The sequence below is a fragment of the Pseudomonas moorei genome, assembly GCF_042846945.1.
In the GTDB taxonomy this organism is placed as follows: domain Bacteria; phylum Pseudomonadota; class Gammaproteobacteria; order Pseudomonadales; family Pseudomonadaceae; genus Aquipseudomonas; species Aquipseudomonas moorei.
In genome coordinates this window covers 6,230,809-6,252,450 of sequence record NZ_AP035776.1, presented here as the reverse complement: position 1 = coordinate 6,252,450, position 21,642 = coordinate 6,230,809, and the positions used below count along the sequence as shown (strand labels likewise).

Below are 21,642 nucleotides of genomic sequence, written 5' to 3'. Positions count from 1 at the left end.
AATTTGGTTGAGCATTGCACAGCACTTCAGACTATTATCAGTGCGAAGGGGCTACAGAATTCCGGCCGCTCGGCACTACCCTGAAGGGGGCATCATGAAAGAGAAAATTCAGAACTGGCTGCATGACCTGGGTGTCGCACTCGGTTTGATCGAACCGCCTCTGCAACCTGTGCCAATTCGCACGGACGACGAACAACGCCGTCGCCAGCCGCGTCGCCGGTAATCCTGTAGGAGCGGGCTCGCTCGCGATGAACGTTAACGATAACGCTGGTTGTTTTGAACTAAGCGTCGCCTGTAAGTTTTTCGCGAGCAACTTTGCTCCTGCAGGGGCGCGTACGGATGGGTTCAAACGGCGATCATGATCGCTAATGTCTGCCAATCTCCAGCAAAAACCGACTCAAGTCTTTCACTGTCCGGGCAGTCTTGAGCAGTCGGTCCTCCTCGGCGGTAAACGCCGTCAAGCCGAACTCGTCTTCCAGATGGAAGATCAACTCTTCGATATCCGTTTTATCCAATCCCAACTGCGCCAGGCTGGCGTTGTCGTCGAAGTCATCCTGACTCTCCAGCAGACGGCTGATGAAGTGATGCACTGCGGCACGAACGGCAGCTTTTTTCATGATGGTTCTTCGAGGGCGTTATCGTTGTTGTCCCTGCGTTGAATGTCCTGAAGAGGAGTACAGCAGGCTTCAGCCGTGACAGCGCTGCCACTCGTCAATCATGTGGCGCAAATGCTTCCCGGAGAAACTGCCGAAATGGCCGCCATGCACCGTGCGTATCGGCAGGCTGCGCAAGCGTTGCAGGCTGCGCGCGTAGTCATCGAGGTTGGAATGGTAGGCATCTTCGATCAATGGTCCGTCGTAGATGATGTCGCCGCTGAACAGGGTCTCGGTCGCCGCTTCGTACAGGCAGATGCCGCCCGGCGAGTGCCCTGGCGTGTGCACGACCTGCAATACCCGATTGCCCAGATCCAGCACATCTCCGTCTTCGACAAAACCCGTGGCCGGTGCGGCCTTGACGCTGTACTCGGCGTAGCAAAGCGGGCAGTCCGGATGCGCCTCGAACATATCGTCACCGACGAAAGCCCTGCTCAAGTCGTTTTCGCCGTCCGGTGCGGCGAGGATGTCCGCTTCGGCGGGATGCACCAGGCGCTCGGGGAATTCGTGATGACCGGCGATGTGATCGAAATGGCAATGACTGGCCACTGCCACCAACGGCCGCTCGGTGATCCACGGCAACTGCTCGCGCAAGCTGACCAGCCCTGAGCCGCTGTCGAGCAGCAGGTCCTTGTCCCGGCCCTGGATGTGCCAGAGGTTGCAACGGTAGAAGGGTCGGATGAACGGCTCGTGAATCAGGTGGATGCCGTCACTGAGCTGTTTGACTTCGAACCACTGATCGCGAGAAACAATTTTCATCAAAGGTTTTCTCCAGACGAAAAAAAACGGGTGTGGCAACCGACGCCACACCCGCCGAAGAAAGCATCAAGTCGTTATATTCAGCTTAGGCGGCGCTTGCCACTGTCACTTGGCGACGGGACATCAGGCTGACAATCACGAAGCTCACCAGGCCTACGCCGAGGCTGTAGTAGATCGGGGTGTTGGCGTCCAGACCATCCTTGACCATGAACAGCAGGGCAGTGGCGAAGCCCAGGCCCATGCTGGCGATGGCGCCGGCGGTGGTCGCGCGTTTCCAGAAAATCGCACCGATCAACGGAATCAGCATGCCGCCTACCAACAGGTTGTACGCCAGGGTCAGGGCGCTGATCACGTCATTCACGACCAGGGCGATACCCAATACCACCACACCGGTCAGCAGGGTCACCAGACGGTTCATGCCCAGGCTCGACTGTTTACCGCCGCGCAGTTTCGGCAGCAGGTCTTCGGTCAGGGTGGTGGCAGCGGCGAGCAGGCCGGCGCTGGCGGTGGACATCATGGCAGCCAGCGCTGCAGCAATCACCAGGCCACGGATCCCGTCCGGCAGGGACAGTTTGACGATGGCGGCAAAGGCGTTGTTGACGTTGTCCAGATCAGGGATCAGTACGTGTGCAGCCATACCGATCAAGGCACAGGCCAGACCGTAGATGATGCAGTAGATGCCGGCAGCCGTACCTGCGACCTGAGCGACTTTCGCGGTCTTGACGGTGAACACCCGTTGCCAGATGTCCTGACCGATCAGGATGCCGAAGAAGTAGATCATGAAGTAGGTGATGATGGTGTCCCAGCCGATGGTGGTGAAGCTGAAGCTTGCCGCCGGCAGTTTCAACACCAACTCATCCCAGCCGCCCACGCGATACAGGCAGATTGGCAGCAGGATGAACATCAGGCCGACGGTCTTGATCACGAACTGGACGATGTCGGTCAGGGTCAGGGACCACATGCCGCCAATGGCCGAGTAGATCACCACCACGCCACCGCCCAGCAGTACCGACACCCAGAACGGCAGGCCGAACAACACTTGCAATACGGTGCCGATGGCCAGGATCGAGGTCACGCCGATCATCAGTGCGTACGCCAGCATGATCGCCGCGCTCGCGGAGCGGGCCATCGGGTTGTAGCGCTTCTCCAGCACCTGGGTAACGGTGTAGATCTTCAGTTTCAGCAGCGGTTTGGCGAGGAACAGGTTCAGCGCGACGATCCCGCAACCCAGTGCGGCGCACAGCCAGAAGCCGGAAATGCCATGTACGTAACCCAGACGCACGGTGCCCACGGTGGAGGCGCCACCGAGAACGGTAGCGGCCATGGTGCCCATGTACAGGCTCGGGCCGAGGTTGCGACCTGCGACCAAAAAGTCTTCGTTGGTCTTAGCCTTGCGCATGCCGTAATAGCCGAGAAGCAGCATCGCGGCGGCATAGATGAGAACGACGAATAAATCCAATGCCATGATGGCGTGTCTCCGATTGTCTTTTTTATGGTGGAACTGAAATCAATCCCTGTGGAGCCACCTGTTCCTGTGGGAGGCGTGGCTTGCCTGCGATGAGGGCGCCGCGGTCTGTCAGGCAGACCGTGTCATCGTTCTTCGCGGGCAAGCCACGCTCCCACAGGTCATGTGTTGACCACAGGTAATGCGTTGAGTCAGGCGACTTGTCGCATCGCCGGTTTTGCGAGCGAGCCCGCTCTTTTGCTACGTGGATCATTCGGCCCGAACACCGCAGCCGATTCCGGGAACAGGCTCAGCAATGCCAGGTACACCAGTGAGGCCAGGCCCAGGGTGACTGGCAAGCTGATGTCGATACCATCAGCCAGGTTGCCCAGCGGACCGACAAACTGCCCCGGCAGGTTCACAAAGCACAGGCCAACGGCCGCGCTTGGAATCCATGCACCCAAACCACGCCAGTTCCAGCCGTGGCTGAACCAGTAACGACCACCTTTCTCGCCGCGGGTGAACACTTGCAGGTCATCCGGGCAGTAGAAGCCGCGACGCACCAGCAGGCCGATGATCATGATCACCATCCATGGGGTGGTGCAGGTGATGATCAGCACGGCGAAGGTCGACACGCTCTGCACCAGGTTCGCCGCAAAGCGCCCGATGAAGATGAAGGCAATCGACATCACACCGATCAGCAGCGTGGCCTTGACCCGCGACAGTACCCGTGGGAATACGCTGGACATGTCCAGGCCGGTGCCGTAGAGCGACGTGGTGCCGGTGGACATGCCGCCAATCACCGCGATCAGGCACACCGGCAGGAAGAACCAGCTCGGCGAGACCGCCAGCAGACCGCCGACGTAATTGTTGGCCGCGATGTAGTCCGGTGCCTTGATCGCTACGATGGTGGCGGTGGCGAGACCGAACAGGAACGGAATGAAGGTCGCGATCTGCGAGATCACCACCGCCGCCATGATCCGGCGCTTGGAGGTTTCACGCGGGATGTAGCGCGACCAGTCGCCGAGGAACGCGCCGAAGGAAATCGGGTTGCTCATGGCTACCAGTGCCGCACCGATGAAAGCCGCCCAGAAACCTGGCTGACCCATGTTGACGGTGCCGGCGTAGTTCACATCGAAAGGACCGGCGAAGGCGAAGACGCCCAGCAGGAACAGCAGGCTGGCACTCCACACCGCGATCTTGTTGACCCACAGCAGGAAGCGGAAACCATAGATGCAAACGGTCAGCACCAGAACCGCAAACAGACCGTAGGCCAGACCCAGGGTCAGGTCGGTTTCCGGCAGGCCGATCAGGCGCTTGGCGCCACCGATCAGCGCATCACCCGAACTCCACACCGAGAGCGAGAAGAAGGCGATGGCGGTCAGCAATGACAGGAACGAACCAACGATCCGCCCGTGCACGCCGAAGTGCGCACCGGAAGACACGGCGTTGTTGGTGCCATTGATCGGGCCGAACAGGCCCATTGGCGCAAGGATCAGCGAACCCAGCAGCACGCCCAGCACAATCGCCCAGACCCCAGCCTGAAAAGACAGGCCGAACAGGACCGGGAAACTGCCGAGTACGGCAGTGGCGAAGGTGTTGGAACCACCGAAGATCATCCGGAACAAGTCCGTCGGGCCTGCGGTGCGTTCGTTGTCCGGGATCTGTTCGACCCCGTAGGTTTCAATTTGTGTAAGGCTTTGGTCGTTGTTGTTTTTATTCATGATCTGCTCCGATCATTAAGGCGCACTCATCGTGTGTGAGTGTCACCCATATTGGCTAAGGGGTTGGCAGCCCTTCCGGCATCGCGGACAAATGTTCGTGACAGGCTAGCCATAGGCCTTGTTGTTCTTGGCCAGACGCTTGTTTCTTGAAAACAATCGTCTCGCGCTCCTGGCTAAAGTGCTGTTCCCCTTGCATGCGCAGTTCGGTGGCTACGTCATGAATGAAAATCGCCACGTCACCTTGCAGGCTGACGAAGGCGTTGCTCGAGGTGCACGAAATCACCTCGAAGCCGTCCTCGGCACGCCAGCTGTCCCACAATGCCTGATAGGCATCGCGCGACAGCAGGGGCTGTTCGAGGGTGTAGAAGACAAAGCTGGCATCGGCGCTGAACGCGCCGAAGTAGGCTTCGCGATCGTTACGGGCAAATGCCGACACCAGATCGGCGGCGGCTTTCAAAACCTGATCACGTTGGTTCACGGTCAATCCTTAGCGGTGGACCACGCCTGGCAGTACACAGAGCATTTCGTACAGCAGGTTGGCGGCCAGCAGCGAGGTGTTGCCGGTGGTGTCATAAGCGGGCGAGACTTCTACCAGATCGCAACCGACCAGGTCGAGGCCTTGGCAGCCACGAACGATCTCGATTGCCTGAATGGTGGTCAGACCGCCGATTTCCGGAGTGCCGGTACCTGGCGCCCAGGCCGGGTCGATACCGTCGATGTCAAAGCTCAGGTAAACCGGACCGTTGCCGACTTTTTCGCGAACTTCGGCCATCAGCGGTTCCAGGGATTTGTGCCAGCACTCTTCGGCCTGGACCACGCGGAAACCCTGGTTACGGCTCCAGTTGAAGTCATCAGCGGTGTAGCCCTGGGCGCGCAGGCCGATTTGCACAACGCGATCCGGGTCCAGAAGGCCCTCTTCAACGGCGCGACGGAAGGTGGTGCCGTGGGCGATTTTCTCGCCGAACATGTGATCGTTCACATCGGCGTGAGCGTCGATGTGCACCAGGCCGACCTTGCCGTGCTTTTTGTGGATGGCACGCAGGATCGGCAAGGTGATCGTGTGATCGCCGCCCAGGGTCAGCGGGATTACACCGTGTTCAAGGATATTGTCGTAGGACTCTTCGATGATCCGTACGGCATCCAGCAGGTTGAACGTGTTGATTGCGATGTCGCCGATGTCGGCCACCGACAGCGAGTCGAACGGTGCAGCGCCGGTCGCCATGTTGTACGGGCGAATCATGACCGATTCGGCACGAATTTCGCGAGGCCCGAAACGGGTACCAGGGCGCAGCGAAGTGCCGATGTCCAGCGGGACGCCAACGAAGGCAGCATCCAGGCCGGCAGCAGTTTCCAAATGGGGGAGTCGCATCATGGTGGCGATGCCGCCGAAGCGCGGCATTTCGTTGCCGCCCAGTGGTTGGTGAAGAATCTTTTCCACGGGTAGGGCCTCATCGTCGTTGTTTTATTTATGTCGGATACACCGTCCCACAGTAGGCACGGGCACCGCTGGGAATTGATTCTGCGAAATGTAGTGGCGGGGAAGAATCGCTACGGGCAAATACTTAGTTCAGATTTTTCTAAACTAACGGCAAAGGCCGAGATAGACTTTATGCCGTGCGCAGCATTCTGTGGCGAGGGAGCTTGCTCCCGCTGGGCTGCGAAGCGGCCCCAAAACATTCACCCTCATGAGCCAGATGCACTGCACCGTCAGATTTCAGGACTGCTGCGCCCGGACGCGGATCGACCGAACGGGAGCCAGCTCCCTCGCCACAAAAGCAACATGCACTGCCTTGCAAATGGAGCCCTTCATGGCCAACGCTTTACCCGACCTGAAACTATTGCGCATTTTCGTCAGCGTAGTGCGCCATCAAGGCTTCGCCAACGCCCAGCAAGAGCTCAATCTCTCGACGTCGGCCATCAGCACCTACATGAGTCAGCTCGAAGCGGCGCTGGGCCTGGTGTTGTGCCATCGCGGCCGTGGCGGTTTCAGCCTCACCAGCAAGGGTGAGCTGTTCCACCAGGAAACCTTGCGATTACTGGGCGAGCTGGAAGGCTTCGAACAGTATGCTGCCGCGCTCAAGGGCGAGTTGCGCGGGACGCTGAACCTGGGGGTGATCGACTCCACCGTCAGCGACAAGGCCCTGCCATTCGCCGAGGCGATTGGCGCCTACAGCCAGGAACACCCGGCGGTGCATCTGCATTTGTCGGTCATGAGCCCCTACGAACTGCAACTCGGCGTGCAGGACAACCGTCTCGACCTGGCCATTGGTGCGTTCTCCACGCGCATGAGCGGTCTGGTGTACATGCCGCTTTACCGTGAACAGCACTGGTTGTATTGCAGTACCCGGCACCCGTTGTTCAATGAGCGGCGTATCCCCGAGCAGGTCATCACCCAACAACGCATGGTCGGTCGCGGTTACTGGAGCCAGGCCGAGCTGGCGCGGCACGGCTTCAAGCACAGCGCCGCCACCGTGGAGAGTATGGAAGCGCAGTTGATCCTGGTGCTGTCCGGCGCCTACATCGGTTACTTGCCCGAGCACTACGCCCAGGCCTGGGCGGACAAGGGCGACTTGCGGGTGCTGCTGCCAGCGACCTTCGGCTATCAGGCGCCGTTCTCGATGATCGTGCGCCGTGGACGCAGCCGCGAGCCGCTGATCCAGACCTTCCGCGATTTGCTCAAAGCGCAGCTCAACCAGGCCGCTTAAGGAACCGTCGCGATGCCCAGAATTCAATGTTCCCGCTGCCTGCGTCCGCAAAGCCATTGCCTGTGCCCGCTGATCCCCCGTCTCGACAGCCGCACCCGTGTGTTGTTGCTGCAGCACCCGAGTGAAGTGAACCATGCGCTGAACACCGCGCGCCTGGCCGCGTTGGGTTTGAGCAATGCCGAACTGATCGTCGGTGAGGTCTTCGAGGATCTGCCGGCGCTGTTGAATCAACCGGGGTATAAGGCGCGGTTGCTGTTTCCTGCTGAAGACGCACTGCCGTTGCATGCCTGTGCCGGCTCCGATGAGCCGATATTGCTTGTGGTTCCGGATGGCACCTGGCGCAAGGCACGCAAGCTATTGCACCTCAACCCGCTGCTGGCGGCGTTGCCGAGGGTGACCCTGGCCGAGGGGGGAGTGTCCCGCTATCGGCTGCGCAAGGCCCCGGGGCCTGGAGCGTTGTCGACGATTGAGGCGATTGTCCAGGCGCTGGAAACCCTAGAGGCACCGACTTCGTTCGGGCAATTGCTCAGGCCGTTCGAAGCGTTAATCGAGGGGCAGATTGCGGCGATGGGGGAGGAGACTTACCAGAAGAATCACGGCGGATGATCATTTGTGGCGAGGGGGCTTGCCCCCTCGCCACAGGGAATGAGTCAAATCTACCTTTCGCGCATCGCCTCGGTCCGCGCTTTGAGCACCGGTTTGAGCAGGTAATCCAGCACACTTTTCTCCCCGGTGATGATGTCCACCGTCGCCACCATCCCCGGAATGATCAACAGCGGTTTGGCATCCCCGCCCAAGTGGTTTTTGTCGGTACGCACCTGAATCAGATAGAAGCTGTTGCCCTTGTCGTCGGTGATGGTGTCGGCGCTGATCAATTCCAGCTTCGCGCTCAGGCCGCCGTAGATGGTGTAGTCGTAGGCGCTGAACTTGACCATGGCTTTCTGGCCCGGATGCAGGAACGCCACGTCTTGGGGCCGGACCTTGGCCTCGATCAGCAGGTTGTCTTCCAGAGGCACGATTTCCACCATGTCGTTGCCCGGCTGGACCACGCCGCCGATGGTATTGACCTTCAGCGTTTTGATAATCCCGTGAACCGGCGAGACCACCGTAGTGCGGGTCACTCGGTCGTCGATGGCAATGCTCGATGCGGTGATTTTCGACAGGTCGGTACGTTTCTCATTCAGCTCCTTGGCGGCTTCCGAACGGAAGGTTTGTTCGGACTCGTCAATCTTGCTCTTGATTTCGTTGATCGCCGATTCGGCGCGGGGAATGGCCAGGGTGGTGGCGTTCAGCGAGCCGCGAATCTCCACCGCGCTGCGTTTGAGGCGCAGGATCTCCACCGGTGACACCGCGCCGGTGCCCACCAGCGGCGTGGACATGTTCATCTCTTGCTGCAGGAGTGCCAGGCTTGAGCTGTACTGTCCCTGTTTCGAGCGGAATTCCGCCAGTTCCTGGGTTTTTTGTCGAAGTTGTTCCGTCAGCGTCCGTTGTTCGCTGGCCAGTCGACGTTGCCGTTGTTCATACAGCGAACGTTCGTCTTCAGCCACCTGCGGCGCCTTGGCGATCACTTCGTCCGACAGCTTGAACGGCCGGCCTTCAGCCTCCGCCGACAGGCGTTCGACCTGTGCGGTCAGTGCATAGCGATCAGCCTCGCTTTCGCCCTTGTTCGACAGATAACGCGTGTCATCCAGGCGCAGCAAGGTGTCGCCCTTGTTCACCATTTGCCCTTCACGCACGAAAATTTCGGTGACGATGCCGCCTTCAAGGTTCTGGATCACCTGAACCTTGCTCGATGGAATCGCCTTGCCTTCGCCCATGGTGACTTCCTGCAGCACCGCGAATTTGGCCCAGACCAATGCGCTGATCAGCAAAGCGGCCGCCAGCCACACGGTGATCCGCGACCAGCGCGGCGAGTCCTGCAATGAAGCGCCGGCAGTTTCCGGCATGAATTCGCTTTCGGCGCTCTTGGCGAAACTGCCGAAGTAACCCCGCTGCTTCGAATGGGCAGGCGACTTGTCGGATGATGAACGGGCCATGAGTCGCTCCTAGACGGCCGCAGAGCCGACGCGGCCCTTGCGCAGTGCATCGATGACCGCTTCTTTGGGCCCGTCGGCGACGATCCGCCCGTTGTCCAGCACTACCAGCCGATCGACCAGGCTGAGCATCGAAGTGCGATGGGTGACCAGCAACACGGTTTTGCCCTGGACACAGCCATGGAGTTTTTGCCGCAGAGCGTCTTCGCTGCTGTTGTCCATGGCGCTGGTGGGTTCGTCGAGCAGCAGGATCGGTGGGTCGAGCAACAACGCCCGGGCCAGCAACACGGCCTGGCGCTGACCGCCGGAAAGTAACTGCCCACGCTCGCCGACAGGGCGGTCGAAGCCTTGCGGGTGTTGCCGGGCCAGTTCGGTAACGCCGGTGAGTTCGGCCACTTCAAGCATGCGTGAATCGCTGATATAGCGTGCGCCCAAGGTCAGGTTATCGCGCAAGCTGCCGGCCAACAGCGGCAGGTCGTGGGCGACATAACCGATCTGGTGGCGCAGGTCGGCGACGTCCAGTTGTCGCAAGTCCAGGCCATCGAGCAGCAGTTGGCCTTCCTCCGGTTCATAAAAACCCATGACGAGTCGCGCCAGGGTGCTTTTGCCCGAGCCGCTGCGACCGATGACGCCGACCCGCTCGCCGGGCTTCACGCTGAAGCTGACATTGGCCAGCGCCGCATTGTTCTGGCCGTTGTAGTGGAAAGTCACGCCGACGACATCCAGGGCGCCTTGCAGTTGCGTGCGCTCCAGCGGCCGCTGTTTGGCATCGCGTTCCTGGGGCAGCGACATCAGTGCGTCGGTGCTTTTCATGGTCAGCTGCGCTTGCTGGTAGCGTGTAATCAAGCCGGCGATCTGGCCCAGTGGCGCCAGCACGCGGCTGCCGAGCATGTAGCTGGCCACCAGTGCGCCCACGCTGAGGTTGCCGGCGATGATGCTGTAGACGCCAGCAACGATGGTCGCCATGCCGGAAAACTGCTGGATGAACAACGTGCCGTTGGTGGCCAGCGCCGAGAGGTTACGCGCGTGGCTGTCGAGGCGGGTGAGGGCGCCATGGGTGCTTTCCCACTTGTGCTGGCGCTCGCTTTCGGCGCTGCAGGCCTTGAGGGTTTCCAGGCCTCCGAGGGTTTCGATCAGCAGGGCCTGGCGTTCGGCACCGAGGCTGAGGCTCTTCTGCACGGTGTCGCGCAGACGCCTCTGGATCACCATGGCGAAAATGATCGTGATCGGAAACGCCAGCACCGGGATCACCACCAGCCAGCCACCGAGCAGGCCGATCACTACCAGCATCAGCACCACGAAGGGCAGGTCGATGAGGCTGGTGAGCGTGACCGCCGTGAGGAATTCCCGCAGGCCCTGGAAGTCATGAATGCTCTGGGCAAAACCACCGATGGTTGCCGGCCGCGCTTTCATCGACATGCCGGTGATGCGCTCGAACAGGGTCGCCGAGAGGATCACATCGGTTTTCTTCCCGGCGGTGTCCAGCAGATGCGCGCGCACCACCCGCAGCACCAGTTCGAATCCGGTGCCGATCAGCAAACCGATGGATAGCACCCACAAGGTCGATGTGGCCTGATTCGGCACCACGCGGTCGTAGGTCTGCATCACGAACAGCGGCACCATCAGGCCCAGCAGGTTGATCAGGAAACTCGCCAGGATGGCGTCGCTGTACAGCCATTTCGACAGCTTCAGGGTGTCGCGGAACCAGGCCTGTACACGGGGCACCAGCGGTGAGCGCAAGTCTTCCAGTTCATGTCGTGGTCGGGCGAACAAGGCCTGGCCGGAATAATGTGTTTCAAGTTCCTCGGGGCTGATCCATTGTTCGCCGCCGTCGGCTTCGCTGGGCAAGATCAGCACCCGACCGTCATCGCCGTAGCGGCGTAAAACGGCAGTGCGGCCGTTGTCGAGCAGCAGCAACACCGGCAAGTTGAGCGCAGAGATGTCATTGAGATTGCGACGCAGCAAGCGCGCCTGCAAACCCGCCCGGGCCGCTGCGCGAGGCAGCAGGTCCAGGCTCAGGCGTTGGTGTGCCATTGGCAGCCCGGCACTCAGGCTGGCGCGACTGACCGTCGCGCCATGAAGTTTGCAGAGGATCAACAGACCGTCCAGGAGCGGGTCATCGAAGCTCAGACGCGGATCGACACCGATGTTGCCGGGTTCCATGCTGGTCAAGTTAGTCGCTCCAGGTACTACTTCAGTTCAGGAAGACGCGCTTGGTTTTTCACCTCGTTCCGGGCGACGGCATCGGCGGGCAGCACCACCCGCTGTTTGCTCAGTAACTGGCCCATGCTCGCCAGTACACGGTACATCGAAAACTCCTCGGTGTAGCGAACTTCGGTGTAGCGGCGGTTGGCGTTGTAGAGCTCGTTTTCACTGTCCAGCAGGTCGAGCAGGGTGCGTTGGCCAAGGCCGAACTGATCCTGATAGGCCACTCGCACGCGTTTACTGGTCTCGGCGTATTCACGGGCGGTCGGGGTCTGTTTCTTGGCGTTGACCATGGCGTTCCAGGCCAGGTGGATGTTTTCGTTGAGCTGGCGCAGGGCGTTGTTGCGGATGTCCATCGCCTGATTGATCTTGTGGGCATCACTGGCCAGGCGGGCCTTGTCGCTGCCGCCACGGAACAGGTTGTAGTTCATCACCACGCCCACTCGCCACTCGTTGTCGTGGCCTTCGTCGCCCTGGATGTTGTTGTTGGCGCCGACCGCGGCTTCAGCATCGAGGCGCGGATAAAACGGCGACTTGGCCACTTCGTACTGGCTTTCGGCCGATTGCACGTCAGCCTGGGCGGATTTCAGGTAAGGGTTGTTGTCCACCATGCTCTGCTGGGCTTCCTGCAGCGAGGCAGGCACTTCGCCGCGGGTCGAGGGCGGTGTTTCAAGCTCATCGGGCATGCGTCCGACGACGCTGTAGAAATTCGACTCCGCATCGGCCAGGTCGACTTCGGCGGTGTCGAGGTTGTTCTCTGCCAATGCCCGGCGTGCGCTGGACTGGTCGGCGTCGGCATTGCTGCCGACACCGCGCTGGGTGCGCAGGCCGATCTGGTCATTGACCCGCAAGTGCGCTTGCAAGTTGTTCTTGGCCAGTGTCACCAGTTCGCGGCGCTTGAGCACTTCGAGGTAGACCTCGATGGTGCGCAGGGCCAGGTCCTGTGCGGTGCCCTGGGCGTAATAGGCCCGGGAGTTGACGACGCCTTTGGTGCGCTCGACTTCGTTGGCGGTGTTGAAGCCGTCGAAGAGCATCTGCCGCAGGCGCAGTTCCGATTGGGTGTAATTGAGGATTGCGGTGTGGTGATTGCCTAAAGCCCGGGTGTTGGTGTTATCGCTGTACCCGCGCCCGTACGCGGCATTCAAGTCTACCGATGGATAAAAGCCTCCCTTGGCAACCTTGACGTCTTCATCAGCCGACAGACGGCTGTCCACCCGCGATGCCAGCTCAGGATGGGTCGCGATGGTGCTCTGGATCGCCTCGGTCATGGACATTGCGTCAGCTTGAGAAGTGCAGGCCATGGCCAGCAAAACCGCGCTGCAGAGGGGGGTTAAGAGGCGCATGGGTACATCTCCCTGATTCCTGATGGTTCTTTATCAGTCGCCAATTATTTGACGACATTTATAGGTAAACCGTTTCATGCTTTTAACAACAGAGCTAAGAACATTCTGGGGAGGAGCTAAGAACTATTTCTCATAATTCCTATGCCAAAAAAAACTTATGCGCTCCGCAAAATCCAGCACATTGTTCAATGCGAAAGCCCTTGATTTAAGAGCTTTAGGGCGCTCTTCGGGGTTTGAGGAAAGTTCCAATCCACTTATCGACAATGGACGGAGAAGTGCTGGAGGGGAGGGACGCGTAGCAGACTGGGGGTGACGGTTTTTTGTCACTCGTGTGATTCAGGATCGTTACGCTGCGCTCGCAGGACCGGTTGTGCCGGATTTGGATCCCGATGCCATTGATTGCAAACGGGTTTATCCAGATACGCGAACGATGTCCGTGAGTTTTACGCTGGGCGAGTTGGTCGCCAGGACGGCGGTTTATTCAGATAAACCTGCTGACCGGCAGACGATCCGCCAGGCAACCCGCCTGAGCCATCGAGCATGTTCTCCGCGATAAAACAGGGTGCCGACAGCGGTTGGCAGCGGAGGAAATGCACATGGCTACGCTCATCGGTATCGTCAGTAAAGTCATCGGTCAGGTGTTCGCAGTGGCAGGTGACGGCACGCGCCGTGTCCTGGTCGAGGGGGACCGGTTGTTCGCCGGCGATCAACTGAATACCGGGGCCGAAGGCGCAGTGGCGGTGCATTTGCAAAATGGCCATGAGCTGACTCTCGGTCGCGGCAGCAGTCTGCAAATGACCCCTCAGTTGCTGGCCGATCAGTCGCCCCATGTGGTGGACACCAATGAGTCGGTGACGCAAAGCCAGGCGCAACTCACCGATGTCGAGCAACTGCAAAAGGCCATCGCTGCCGGTGATGACCCGACGCAAACCGCCGAGGCCACGGCGGCCGGTCCAGGTTCGACCGGGCCTGCCGGTGGTGCGCTGGGCGGTGGCCACAGTTTTGTCATGCTCGAAGAAGTGGCAGGACGGGTCGACCCGACCATCGGCTTCCCGACTGCCGGCTTCAATGGCATTCCCGAGTTTCCCGAAGCGCGGCACAACGCCGACATCAACAATGGCATAGACAGCACGGGAATCTCGGCGCCAGTCATCACTTCGCCTGTCGTTACGCCACCGGACGTCACGCCGCCTGTCGTTACGCCACCGGATGTTACGCCGCCTGTCGTTACGCCTCCGGACGTTACACCTCCCGTCAATCACCCGGTCACTCTCAACGGCCTGTCCGTCGAGGGCGGTGAACTGACCGTCAAGGAAGCCAACCTTGCCGATGGCTCGGCGAGCAATCCCGCTGCACTGACTCAGAATGGCACATTCACCGTCACGGCGCTCGACGGGCTGACCAGCCTGAGCATCGGCGGGATCAACGTGATCACCGGCGGCGTGGCTGCAGGTTTTCCGCAGTCGATTACCACAGCGCTGGGCAGCACCCTGACCGTCACCGGATACAACCCGGTCACTGGTGTGGTGAGTTACAGCTACACGCTCAATGGCAACGAAAACCATGCGAGCGGGGACGGCACCAGTCTCAGTGAACACTTCACTGTAGTGGCCAGCGACAGCAATGGCGACACGGCAACCGGGTCGCTGGACGTCAACATCACCGATGACACGCCCAAAGCCGTCGACGACAGCCATGATTTGACCGCTTCGGAAACGCAACTGACCTTGAGTGGCAATGTCCTGACCAACGACGTGCAAGGTGCCGACCGCGTTCCCACCGGCCCCAACAGCGGCCCGATCACCCCCGGTACGTTCAATGGCACATACGGCACCCTGGTGCTGAATGCCAACGGCACCTACACCTACACCCTGAACACCAACGATGCCGATTTCAAAGCCCTGCACGGCAGTGGCAACGGCACCGAAACCTTCACCTACACCCTCACTGATGCCGACGGCGACACCAGCACCGCCAATCTGGTTTTGCAGGTCCACAACAACGACGACCCGGTCACGATCGGCGGCCTGAACGTTGAAGGTGGCGAGCTGACCGTTTACGAAAAAAACCTCACCTACGGCAGCAGTCCCGACCATACGGCGCTGACCCAGAGCGGCACATTCACCGTCAATGCGCCGGACGGTCTGCAAACCCTGACTGTGGAAGGCGTCGCAATTGTCAGCGGCGGTGTACCGGTGGGCTTCCCGCTATCGGCTTCCACGGGCACCGGCGCCACCTTCACGATCACCGGTTACAACGCCGAGACGGGCGTGGTGAGTTACACCTACACCCTCAATTACAGCGACACCCATCCGAATGCCAACGGTACCAACAGCATCAGTGAGAACTTTACAGTCGTGGCTACCGACACCGACGGCAGCACGGCGACTGGGCAAATCAACGTTAACATCGTCGACGACGTACCGAAGGCCAACGCCGATGTGGCTTCGGTCGGCGAGGGTGGCATCGTCACCGGCAACGTGCTGGCAAACGACATTGGCGGTGCGGATGGCCCGGCCGTCGGTGGCGGCGTGGTCGGCGTGCGCGCCGGTTCGGACACCTCGACGCCGGTGGTGGGCGGCCTCAACAGCCAGATCAACGGCACCTACGGCTACCTGACCCTCGACGCCCACGGCAACGCCGAATACCACAGCTACCCCAACAGCGTGAACGGCCCCGGTGCGACCGATACCTTCACCTACACCTTGCGCGACGGTGATGGCGATCAAAGCACCACCACCATCACCATCGACGTGCACAACAGCTGCATCCAGGCGGTCAGCGACAACGACGTGACCGTGTTCGAAAAAGCCCTCGACTTCACCAAGGACGGCCAGGACCTGAGCGGCGGTTACGCCACCGGCAGCGAGCCGGGCAACACCGGCGAAACCGCCAGCGGCACCCTGGTCGGCTCGGTCACCGGCGGCAGCGGTGCGCTGACCTACACCCTGGTCGGCAGCGCCCAGGGCAACTTCGGGCTGATCCAGCTCAACCCCGACGGCACCTACACCTACACCCTGACCAACCCGGCGCACACCACGCCGCAGGCCAACGACGGCCCGAACACGGTGACCGAGACCTTCACCTACCACGCCACCGATTCGCTGGGGAACGTGGCCACCAGCACCATCGTGGTCAACATCGTCGACGACGTGCCGAAGGCCAACGCCGATGTGGCTTCGGTCGGCGAAGGCGGCATCATCACCGGCAACGTGCTCGCAAACGACATCGGCGGTGCGGATGGCCCGGCCGTCGGTGGCGGCGTGGTCGGCGTGCGCGCCGGTTCGGACACCTCGACGCCGGTGGTGGGCGGCCTCAACAGCCAGATCAACGGCACCTACGGCTACCTGACCCTCGACGCCCACGGCAACGCCGAATACCACAGCTACCCCAACAGCGTGAACGGCCCCGGTGCGACCGATACCTTCACCTACACCTTGCGCGACGGTGATGGCGATCAAAGCACCACCACCATCACCATCGACGTGCACAACAGCTGCATCCAGGCGGTCAGCGACAACGACGTGACCGTGTTCGAAAAAGCCCTCGACTTCACCAAGGACGGCCAGGACCTGAGCGGCGGTTACGCCACCGGCAGCGAGCCGGGCAACACCGGCGAAACCGCCAGCGGCACCCTGGTCGGCTCGGTCACCGGCGGCAGCGGTGCGCTGACCTACACCCTGGTCGGCAGCGCCCAGGGCAACTTCGGGCTGATCCAGCTCAACCCCGACGGCACCTACACCTACACCCTGACCAACCCGGCGCACACCACGCCGCAGGCCAACGACGGCCCGAACACGGTGACCGAGACCTTCACCTACCACGCCACCGATTCGCTGGGGAACGTGGCCACCAGCACCATCGTGGTCAACATCGTCGACGACGTGCCGAAGGCCAACGCCGATGTAGCCTCGGTCGGCGAAGGCGGCATCATCACCGGCAACGTGCTCGCAAACGACATCGGCGGTGCGGATGGCCCGGCCGTCGGTGGCGGCGTGGTCGGCGTGCGCGCCGGTTCGGACACCTCGACGCCGGTGGTGGGCGGCCTCAACAGCCAGATCAACGGCACCTACGGCTACCTGACCCTCGACGCCCACGGCAACGCCGAATACCACAGCTACCCCAACAGCGTGAACGGCCCCGGTGCGACCGATACCTTCACCTACACCTTGCGCGACGGTGATGGCGATCAAAGCACCACCACCATCACCATCGACGTGCACAACAGCTGCATCCAGGCGGTCAGCGACAACGACGTGACCGTGTTCGAAAAAGCCCTCGACTTCACCAAGGACGGCCAGGACCTGAGCGGCGGTTACGCCACCGGCAGCGAGCCGGGCAACACCGGCGAAACCGCCAGCGGCACCCTGGTCGGCTCGGTCACCGGCGGCAGCGGTGCGCTGACCTACACCCTGGTCGGCAGCGCCCAGGGCAACTTCGGGCTGATCCAGCTCAACCCCGACGGCAACTACACCTACACCCTGACCAACCCGGCGCACACCACGCCGCAGGCCAACGACGGCCCGAACACGGTGACCGAGACCTTCATCTACCACGCCACCGATTCGCTGGGGAACGTGGCCACCAGCACCATCGTGGTCAACATCGTCGACGACGTGCCGAAGGCCAACGCCGATGTAGCCTCGGTCGGCGAAGGCGGCATCATCACCGGCAACGTGCTCGCAAACGACATTGGCGGTGCGGACGGCCCGGCCGTCGGTGGCGGCGTGGTCGGCGTGCGCGCCGGTTCGGACACCTCGACGCCGGTGGTGGGCGGCCTCAACAGCCAGATCAACGGCACCTACGGCTACCTGACCCTCGACGCCCACGGCAACGCCGAATACCACAGCTACCCCAACAGCGTGAACGGCCCCGGTGCGACCGATACCTTCACCTACACCTTGCGCGACGGTGATGGCGATCAAAGCACCACCACCATCACCATCGACGTGCACAACAGCTGCATCCAGGCGGTCAGCGACAACGACGTGACCGTGTTCGAAAAAGCCCTCGACTTCACCAAGGACGGCCAGGACCTGAGCGGCGGTTACGCCACCGGCAGCGAGCCGGGCAACACCGGCGAAACCGCCAGCGGCACCCTGGTCGGCTCGGTCACCGGCGGCAGCGGTGCGCTGACCTACACCCTGGTCGGCAGCGCCCAGGGCAACTTCGGGCTGATCCAGCTCAACCCCGACGGCACCTACACCTACACCCTGACCAACCCGGCGCACACCACGCCGCAGGCCAACGACGGCCCGAACACGGTGACCGAGACCTTCACCTACCACGCCACCGATTCGCTGGGGAACGTGGCCACCAGCACAATCGTGGTCAACATCGTCGACGACGTGCCGAAGGCCAACGCCGATGTGGCTGCGGTCGGCGAGGGTGGCATCGTCACCGGCAACGTGCTCGCAAACGACATTGGCGGTGCGGACGGCCCGGCCGTCGGTGGCGGCGTGGTCGGCGTGCGCGCCGGTTCGGACACCTCGACGCCGGTGGTGGGCGGCCTCAACAGCCAGATCAACGGCACCTACGGCTACCTGACCCTCGACGCCCACGGCAACGCCGAATACCACAGCTACCCCAACAGCGTGAACGGCCCCGGTGCGACCGATACCTTCACCTACACCTTGCGCGACGGTGATGGCGATCAAAGCACCACCACCATCACCATCGACGTGCACAACAGCTGCATCCAGGCGGTCAGCGACAACGACGTGACCGTGTTCGAAAAAGCCCTCGACTTCACCAAGGACGGCCAGGACCTGAGCGGCGGTTACGCCACCGGCAGCGAGCCGGGCAACACCGGCGAAACCGCCAGCGGCACCCTGGTCGGCTCGGTCACCGGCGGCAGCGGTGCGCTGACCTACACCCTGGTCGGCAGCGCCCAGGGCAACTTCGGGCTGATCCAGCTCAACCCCGACGGCACCTACACCTACACCCTGACCAACCCGGCGCACACCACGCCGCAGGCCAACGACGGCCCGAACACGGTGACCGAGACCTTCACCTACCACGCCACCGATTCGCTGGGGAACGTGGCCACCAGCACAATCGTGGTCAACATCGTCGACGACGTGCCGAAGGCCAACGCCGATGTGGCTGCGGTCGGCGAGGGTGGCATCGTCACCGGCAACGTGCTCGCAAACGACATTGGCGGTGCGGACGGCCCGGCCGTCGGTGGCGGCGTGGTCGGCGTGCGCGCCGGTTCGGACACCTCGACGCCGGTGGTGGGCGGCCTCAACAGCCAGATCAACGGCACCTACGGCTACCTGACCCTCGACGCCCACGGCAACGCCGAATACCACAGCTACCCCAACAGCGTGAACGGCCCCGGTGCGACCGATACCTTCACCTACACCTTGCGCGACGGTGATGGCGATCAAAGCACCACCACCATCACCATCGACGTGCACAACAGCTGCATCCAGGCGGTCAGCGACAACGACGTGACCGTGTTCGAAAAAGCCCTCGACTTCACCAAGGACGGCCAGGACCTGAGCGGCGGTTACGCCACCGGCAGCGAGCCGGGCAACACCGGCGAAACCGCCAGCGGCACCCTGGTCGGCTCGGTCACCGGCGGCAGCGGTGCGCTGACCTACACCCTGGTCGGCAGCGCCCAGGGCAACTTCGGGCTGATCCAGCTCAACCCCGACGGCACCTACACCTACACCCTGACCAACCCGGCGCACACCACGCCGCAGGCCAACGACGGCCCGAACACGGTGACCGAGACCTTCACCTACCACGCCACCGATTCGCTGGGGAACGTGGCCACCAGCACCATCGTGGTCAACATTGTCGACGACGTACCGAAGGCCAACGCCGATGTAGCCTCGGTCGGCGAAGGCGGCATCATCACCGGCAACGTGCTCGCAAACGACATCGGCGGTGCGGATGGCCCGGCCGTCGGTGGCGGCGTGGTCGGCGTGCGCGCCGGTTCGGACACCTCGACGCCGGTGGTCGGCGGCCTCAACAGCCAGATCAACGGCACCTACGGCTACCTGACCCTCGATGCCCACGGCAACGCCGAATACCACAGCTACCCCAACAGCGTGAACGGCCCCGGTGCGACCGACACCTTCACCTACACCCTGCGCGACGGTGACGGCGATCAAAGCACCACCACCATCACCATCGACGTGCACAACAGCTGTATCCAGGCGGTCAGCAATAACGACGGGAATGTCGTGGCAGTCGATGATCACGTCATCACCAACGTGCTGTCGGGCAGTGTGACGTTGCCGGGCGAGTTGCTGTTGGCCAACGATACTGCCGCCAATGGCGATCCGCTCACGGTGTCGCCGACGACCTTCAACACCGGCTGGATCTCCAAGGCAGCGGACTTCACCGGCACTGGCGCGATCAACTTCAAGGGTACTAACCCCAACAGCACCGAGAACCAGAACCTGTGCGACGTGCGCAGTGCCTTCTCGGCCAATGCCGCGACCATGACGGCGGTGCTGGTGGTCAGCGGTTTCCTCGGTGCGGTGACCAATGCCCACGCTAATGATGAGGATCGCATTACCGTCAACCTGAAGCAGGGCGAAACCCTCAACCTGGACCACAACCTGGCAGCCGGCCATGTGGCCATGGAATATTCGGTCGACGGCGGAGCCTGGATTGCCCTTGCGGACGGGCAAACCCTGACAGCAACGTCGGATGCGACCTACCAGATCCACATCACCAACATCACCAACACCAGTGGCAGCAACTCCAACGGGGCGGAAGACTACCAACTGACCATGACCGTCAATTACGCCGGTGCCCATGACATAGCGCCCGATTACCATGGCGCCTACACCGCCAGCGACAGCCATGGCGGCAGCGACAGCGCCAACCTGACCATCAGCTACCAGGACAGTCACATCCTCACCGGGACCGCAGGCAATGACACGCTGGTGGCGGGCAATGGCGACAACATCCTCAATGGCGGTGACGGCAATGACATCCTCATCGCAGGCACCGGAAATAATGAGTTGCACGGCGGCGCCGGCAACGACTTGCTCTACAGCGGTCCGGGCAATGATCTGCTCGACGGTGGCATCGGCAACGATACCGCCAGCTACGCCCACGCCACGGCCGGGGTCACGGTCAACCTGAGCCTGCTCGGTGCGCAAGACACCCTGGGTGCAGGCATCGATACCCTGGCCGGTATCGAAAACCTGACGGGCTCGAACTACAACGACACCCTCACCGGTGACAATAACAACAACATCATCAACGGCGGCCTGGGCAACGACGTGCTCAACGGCGGGGGCGGCGATGACATTCTGATTGGCGGCCTGGGCAACAACACCCTCACCGGCGGCAGTGGTGCCGACACCTTCGAGTGGCTCAAGGGCAATAGTGGCCACGACGTGATCACCGACTTCGCACCGGGCACTGACAAACTGGACCTGTCGCAACTGCTGCAAGGCGAAACCAACACGGCGGCATCGCTGGATAACTATCTGCACTTCACCGTCAATGGCAGTGGCGCGTCGGTGGTGACCAGCATCGACGTCAGTGCATTGGCCGGCGCGGCGCCGAACCAGACCATCGATCTGGCAGGCGTCAACCTGGCCAGCCATTACGGGGTGACGCCGGGAGCGGGCGGGGTGATTACCGGGGCGGATACGGCGACCATCATCAACGGGATGCTCAATGATCATTCGTTGAAGGTGGATACGGTGTAGACAGCCAATGTGGGAGCGGACTTGCTCGCGAAAGCGGTTTCAGATTCAACAGTGATGTTGACTCAATCACCGTATTCGCGAGCAGGCTCGCTCCC

At 61.7% G+C, this 21,642-nt stretch carries 13 protein-coding genes; 4 read left to right on the top strand and 9 right to left on the bottom strand.

Annotated features, from left to right (window positions below; all coding sequences use genetic code 11):
* Positions 1 to 94: 94 nt before the first annotated feature.
* Positions 95 to 223: a PA1414 family protein gene (locus ACGJAX_RS29140; RefSeq protein WP_003184145.1), complete on the top strand. Its 129-nt coding sequence runs from the start codon at positions 95 to 97 to the stop codon at positions 221 to 223.
* A gap of 142 nt (positions 224 to 365) precedes the next feature.
* Here ACGJAX_RS29140 and ACGJAX_RS29135 read toward each other — a convergent pair whose 3' ends face one another.
* From ACGJAX_RS29135 to speB, 6 genes are all read right to left on the bottom strand, one after another.
* Positions 366 to 617 carry a phosphopantetheine-binding protein gene (locus ACGJAX_RS29135; protein WP_090324410.1) on the bottom strand — a complete coding sequence of 84 codons (252 nt, stop codon included), beginning with the start codon at positions 615 to 617 and terminating at the stop codon, positions 366 to 368.
* Positions 618 to 686: 69 nt separating this feature from the next.
* Complete coding sequence (locus tag ACGJAX_RS29130; RefSeq protein WP_390956991.1) at positions 687 to 1,412, bottom strand: MBL fold metallo-hydrolase; 726 nt, start codon at positions 1,410 to 1,412, stop codon at positions 687 to 689.
* 85 nt (positions 1,413 to 1,497) lie between these two features.
* Complete coding sequence (locus ACGJAX_RS29125) at positions 1,498 to 2,877, bottom strand: sodium:solute symporter (protein WP_090324406.1); 1,380 nt, start codon at positions 2,875 to 2,877, stop codon at positions 1,498 to 1,500.
* A 191-nt stretch (positions 2,878 to 3,068) separates the two neighbouring features.
* On the bottom strand, positions 3,069 to 4,580 hold the full coding sequence (locus ACGJAX_RS29120; RefSeq protein WP_248916459.1) for a cytosine permease: 1,512 nt from the start codon (positions 4,578 to 4,580) through the stop codon (positions 3,069 to 3,071).
* A 55-nt stretch (positions 4,581 to 4,635) separates the two neighbouring features.
* Positions 4,636 to 5,058 (bottom strand): nuclear transport factor 2 family protein, encoded by a 423-nt coding sequence (locus ACGJAX_RS29115; protein WP_390956990.1) that lies wholly within the window; start codon positions 5,056 to 5,058, stop codon positions 4,636 to 4,638.
* A 9-nt stretch (positions 5,059 to 5,067) separates the two neighbouring features.
* Positions 5,068 to 6,018: an agmatinase gene (gene speB / locus ACGJAX_RS29110; protein ID WP_090324401.1), complete on the bottom strand. Its 951-nt coding sequence runs from the start codon at positions 6,016 to 6,018 to the stop codon at positions 5,068 to 5,070.
* 370 nt (positions 6,019 to 6,388) lie between these two features.
* On the opposite strand from speB, the gene ACGJAX_RS29105 reads away from it, so the two are divergent.
* Both ACGJAX_RS29105 and ACGJAX_RS29100 read left to right on the top strand, forming a co-directional pair.
* Positions 6,389 to 7,285, top strand: coding sequence for a LysR family transcriptional regulator (locus ACGJAX_RS29105; RefSeq protein WP_090324399.1), 897 nt, complete (start codon positions 6,389 to 6,391; stop codon positions 7,283 to 7,285).
* 12 nt (positions 7,286 to 7,297) lie between these two features.
* Positions 7,298 to 7,891: a DTW domain-containing protein gene (locus tag ACGJAX_RS29100; RefSeq protein ID WP_390956989.1), complete on the top strand. Its 594-nt coding sequence runs from the start codon at positions 7,298 to 7,300 to the stop codon at positions 7,889 to 7,891.
* 50 nt (positions 7,892 to 7,941) lie between these two features.
* Here the strand turns inward: ACGJAX_RS29100 and ACGJAX_RS29095 are convergent, their stop codons facing one another.
* The 3 genes from ACGJAX_RS29095 to ACGJAX_RS29085 are packed head-to-tail and all read right to left on the bottom strand — an operon-like array spanning position 7,942 to position 12,866.
* Entirely contained in the window at positions 7,942 to 9,321 is a 1,380-nt protein-coding gene (locus ACGJAX_RS29095) for an HlyD family type I secretion periplasmic adaptor subunit (RefSeq protein ID WP_390956988.1), read from the bottom strand.
* Between the two features lie 9 nt (positions 9,322 to 9,330).
* A complete protein-coding gene (locus tag ACGJAX_RS29090) occupies positions 9,331 to 11,490 on the bottom strand; it encodes a type I secretion system permease/ATPase (RefSeq protein WP_247257933.1) in 2,160 nt (719 codons plus the stop codon).
* Between the two features lie 17 nt (positions 11,491 to 11,507).
* The gene (locus tag ACGJAX_RS29085; RefSeq protein WP_390956987.1) at positions 11,508 to 12,866 is read right to left on the bottom strand and encodes a TolC family outer membrane protein; all 1,359 of its coding nucleotides are present in this window, start codon (positions 12,864 to 12,866) and stop codon (positions 11,508 to 11,510) included.
* Between the two features lie 596 nt (positions 12,867 to 13,462).
* Here ACGJAX_RS29085 and ACGJAX_RS29080 point away from each other — a divergent pair.
* Entirely contained in the window at positions 13,463 to 21,547 is an 8,085-nt protein-coding gene (locus tag ACGJAX_RS29080; RefSeq protein WP_390956986.1) for a retention module-containing protein, read from the top strand.
* Positions 21,548 to 21,642: the final 95 nt, after the last annotated feature.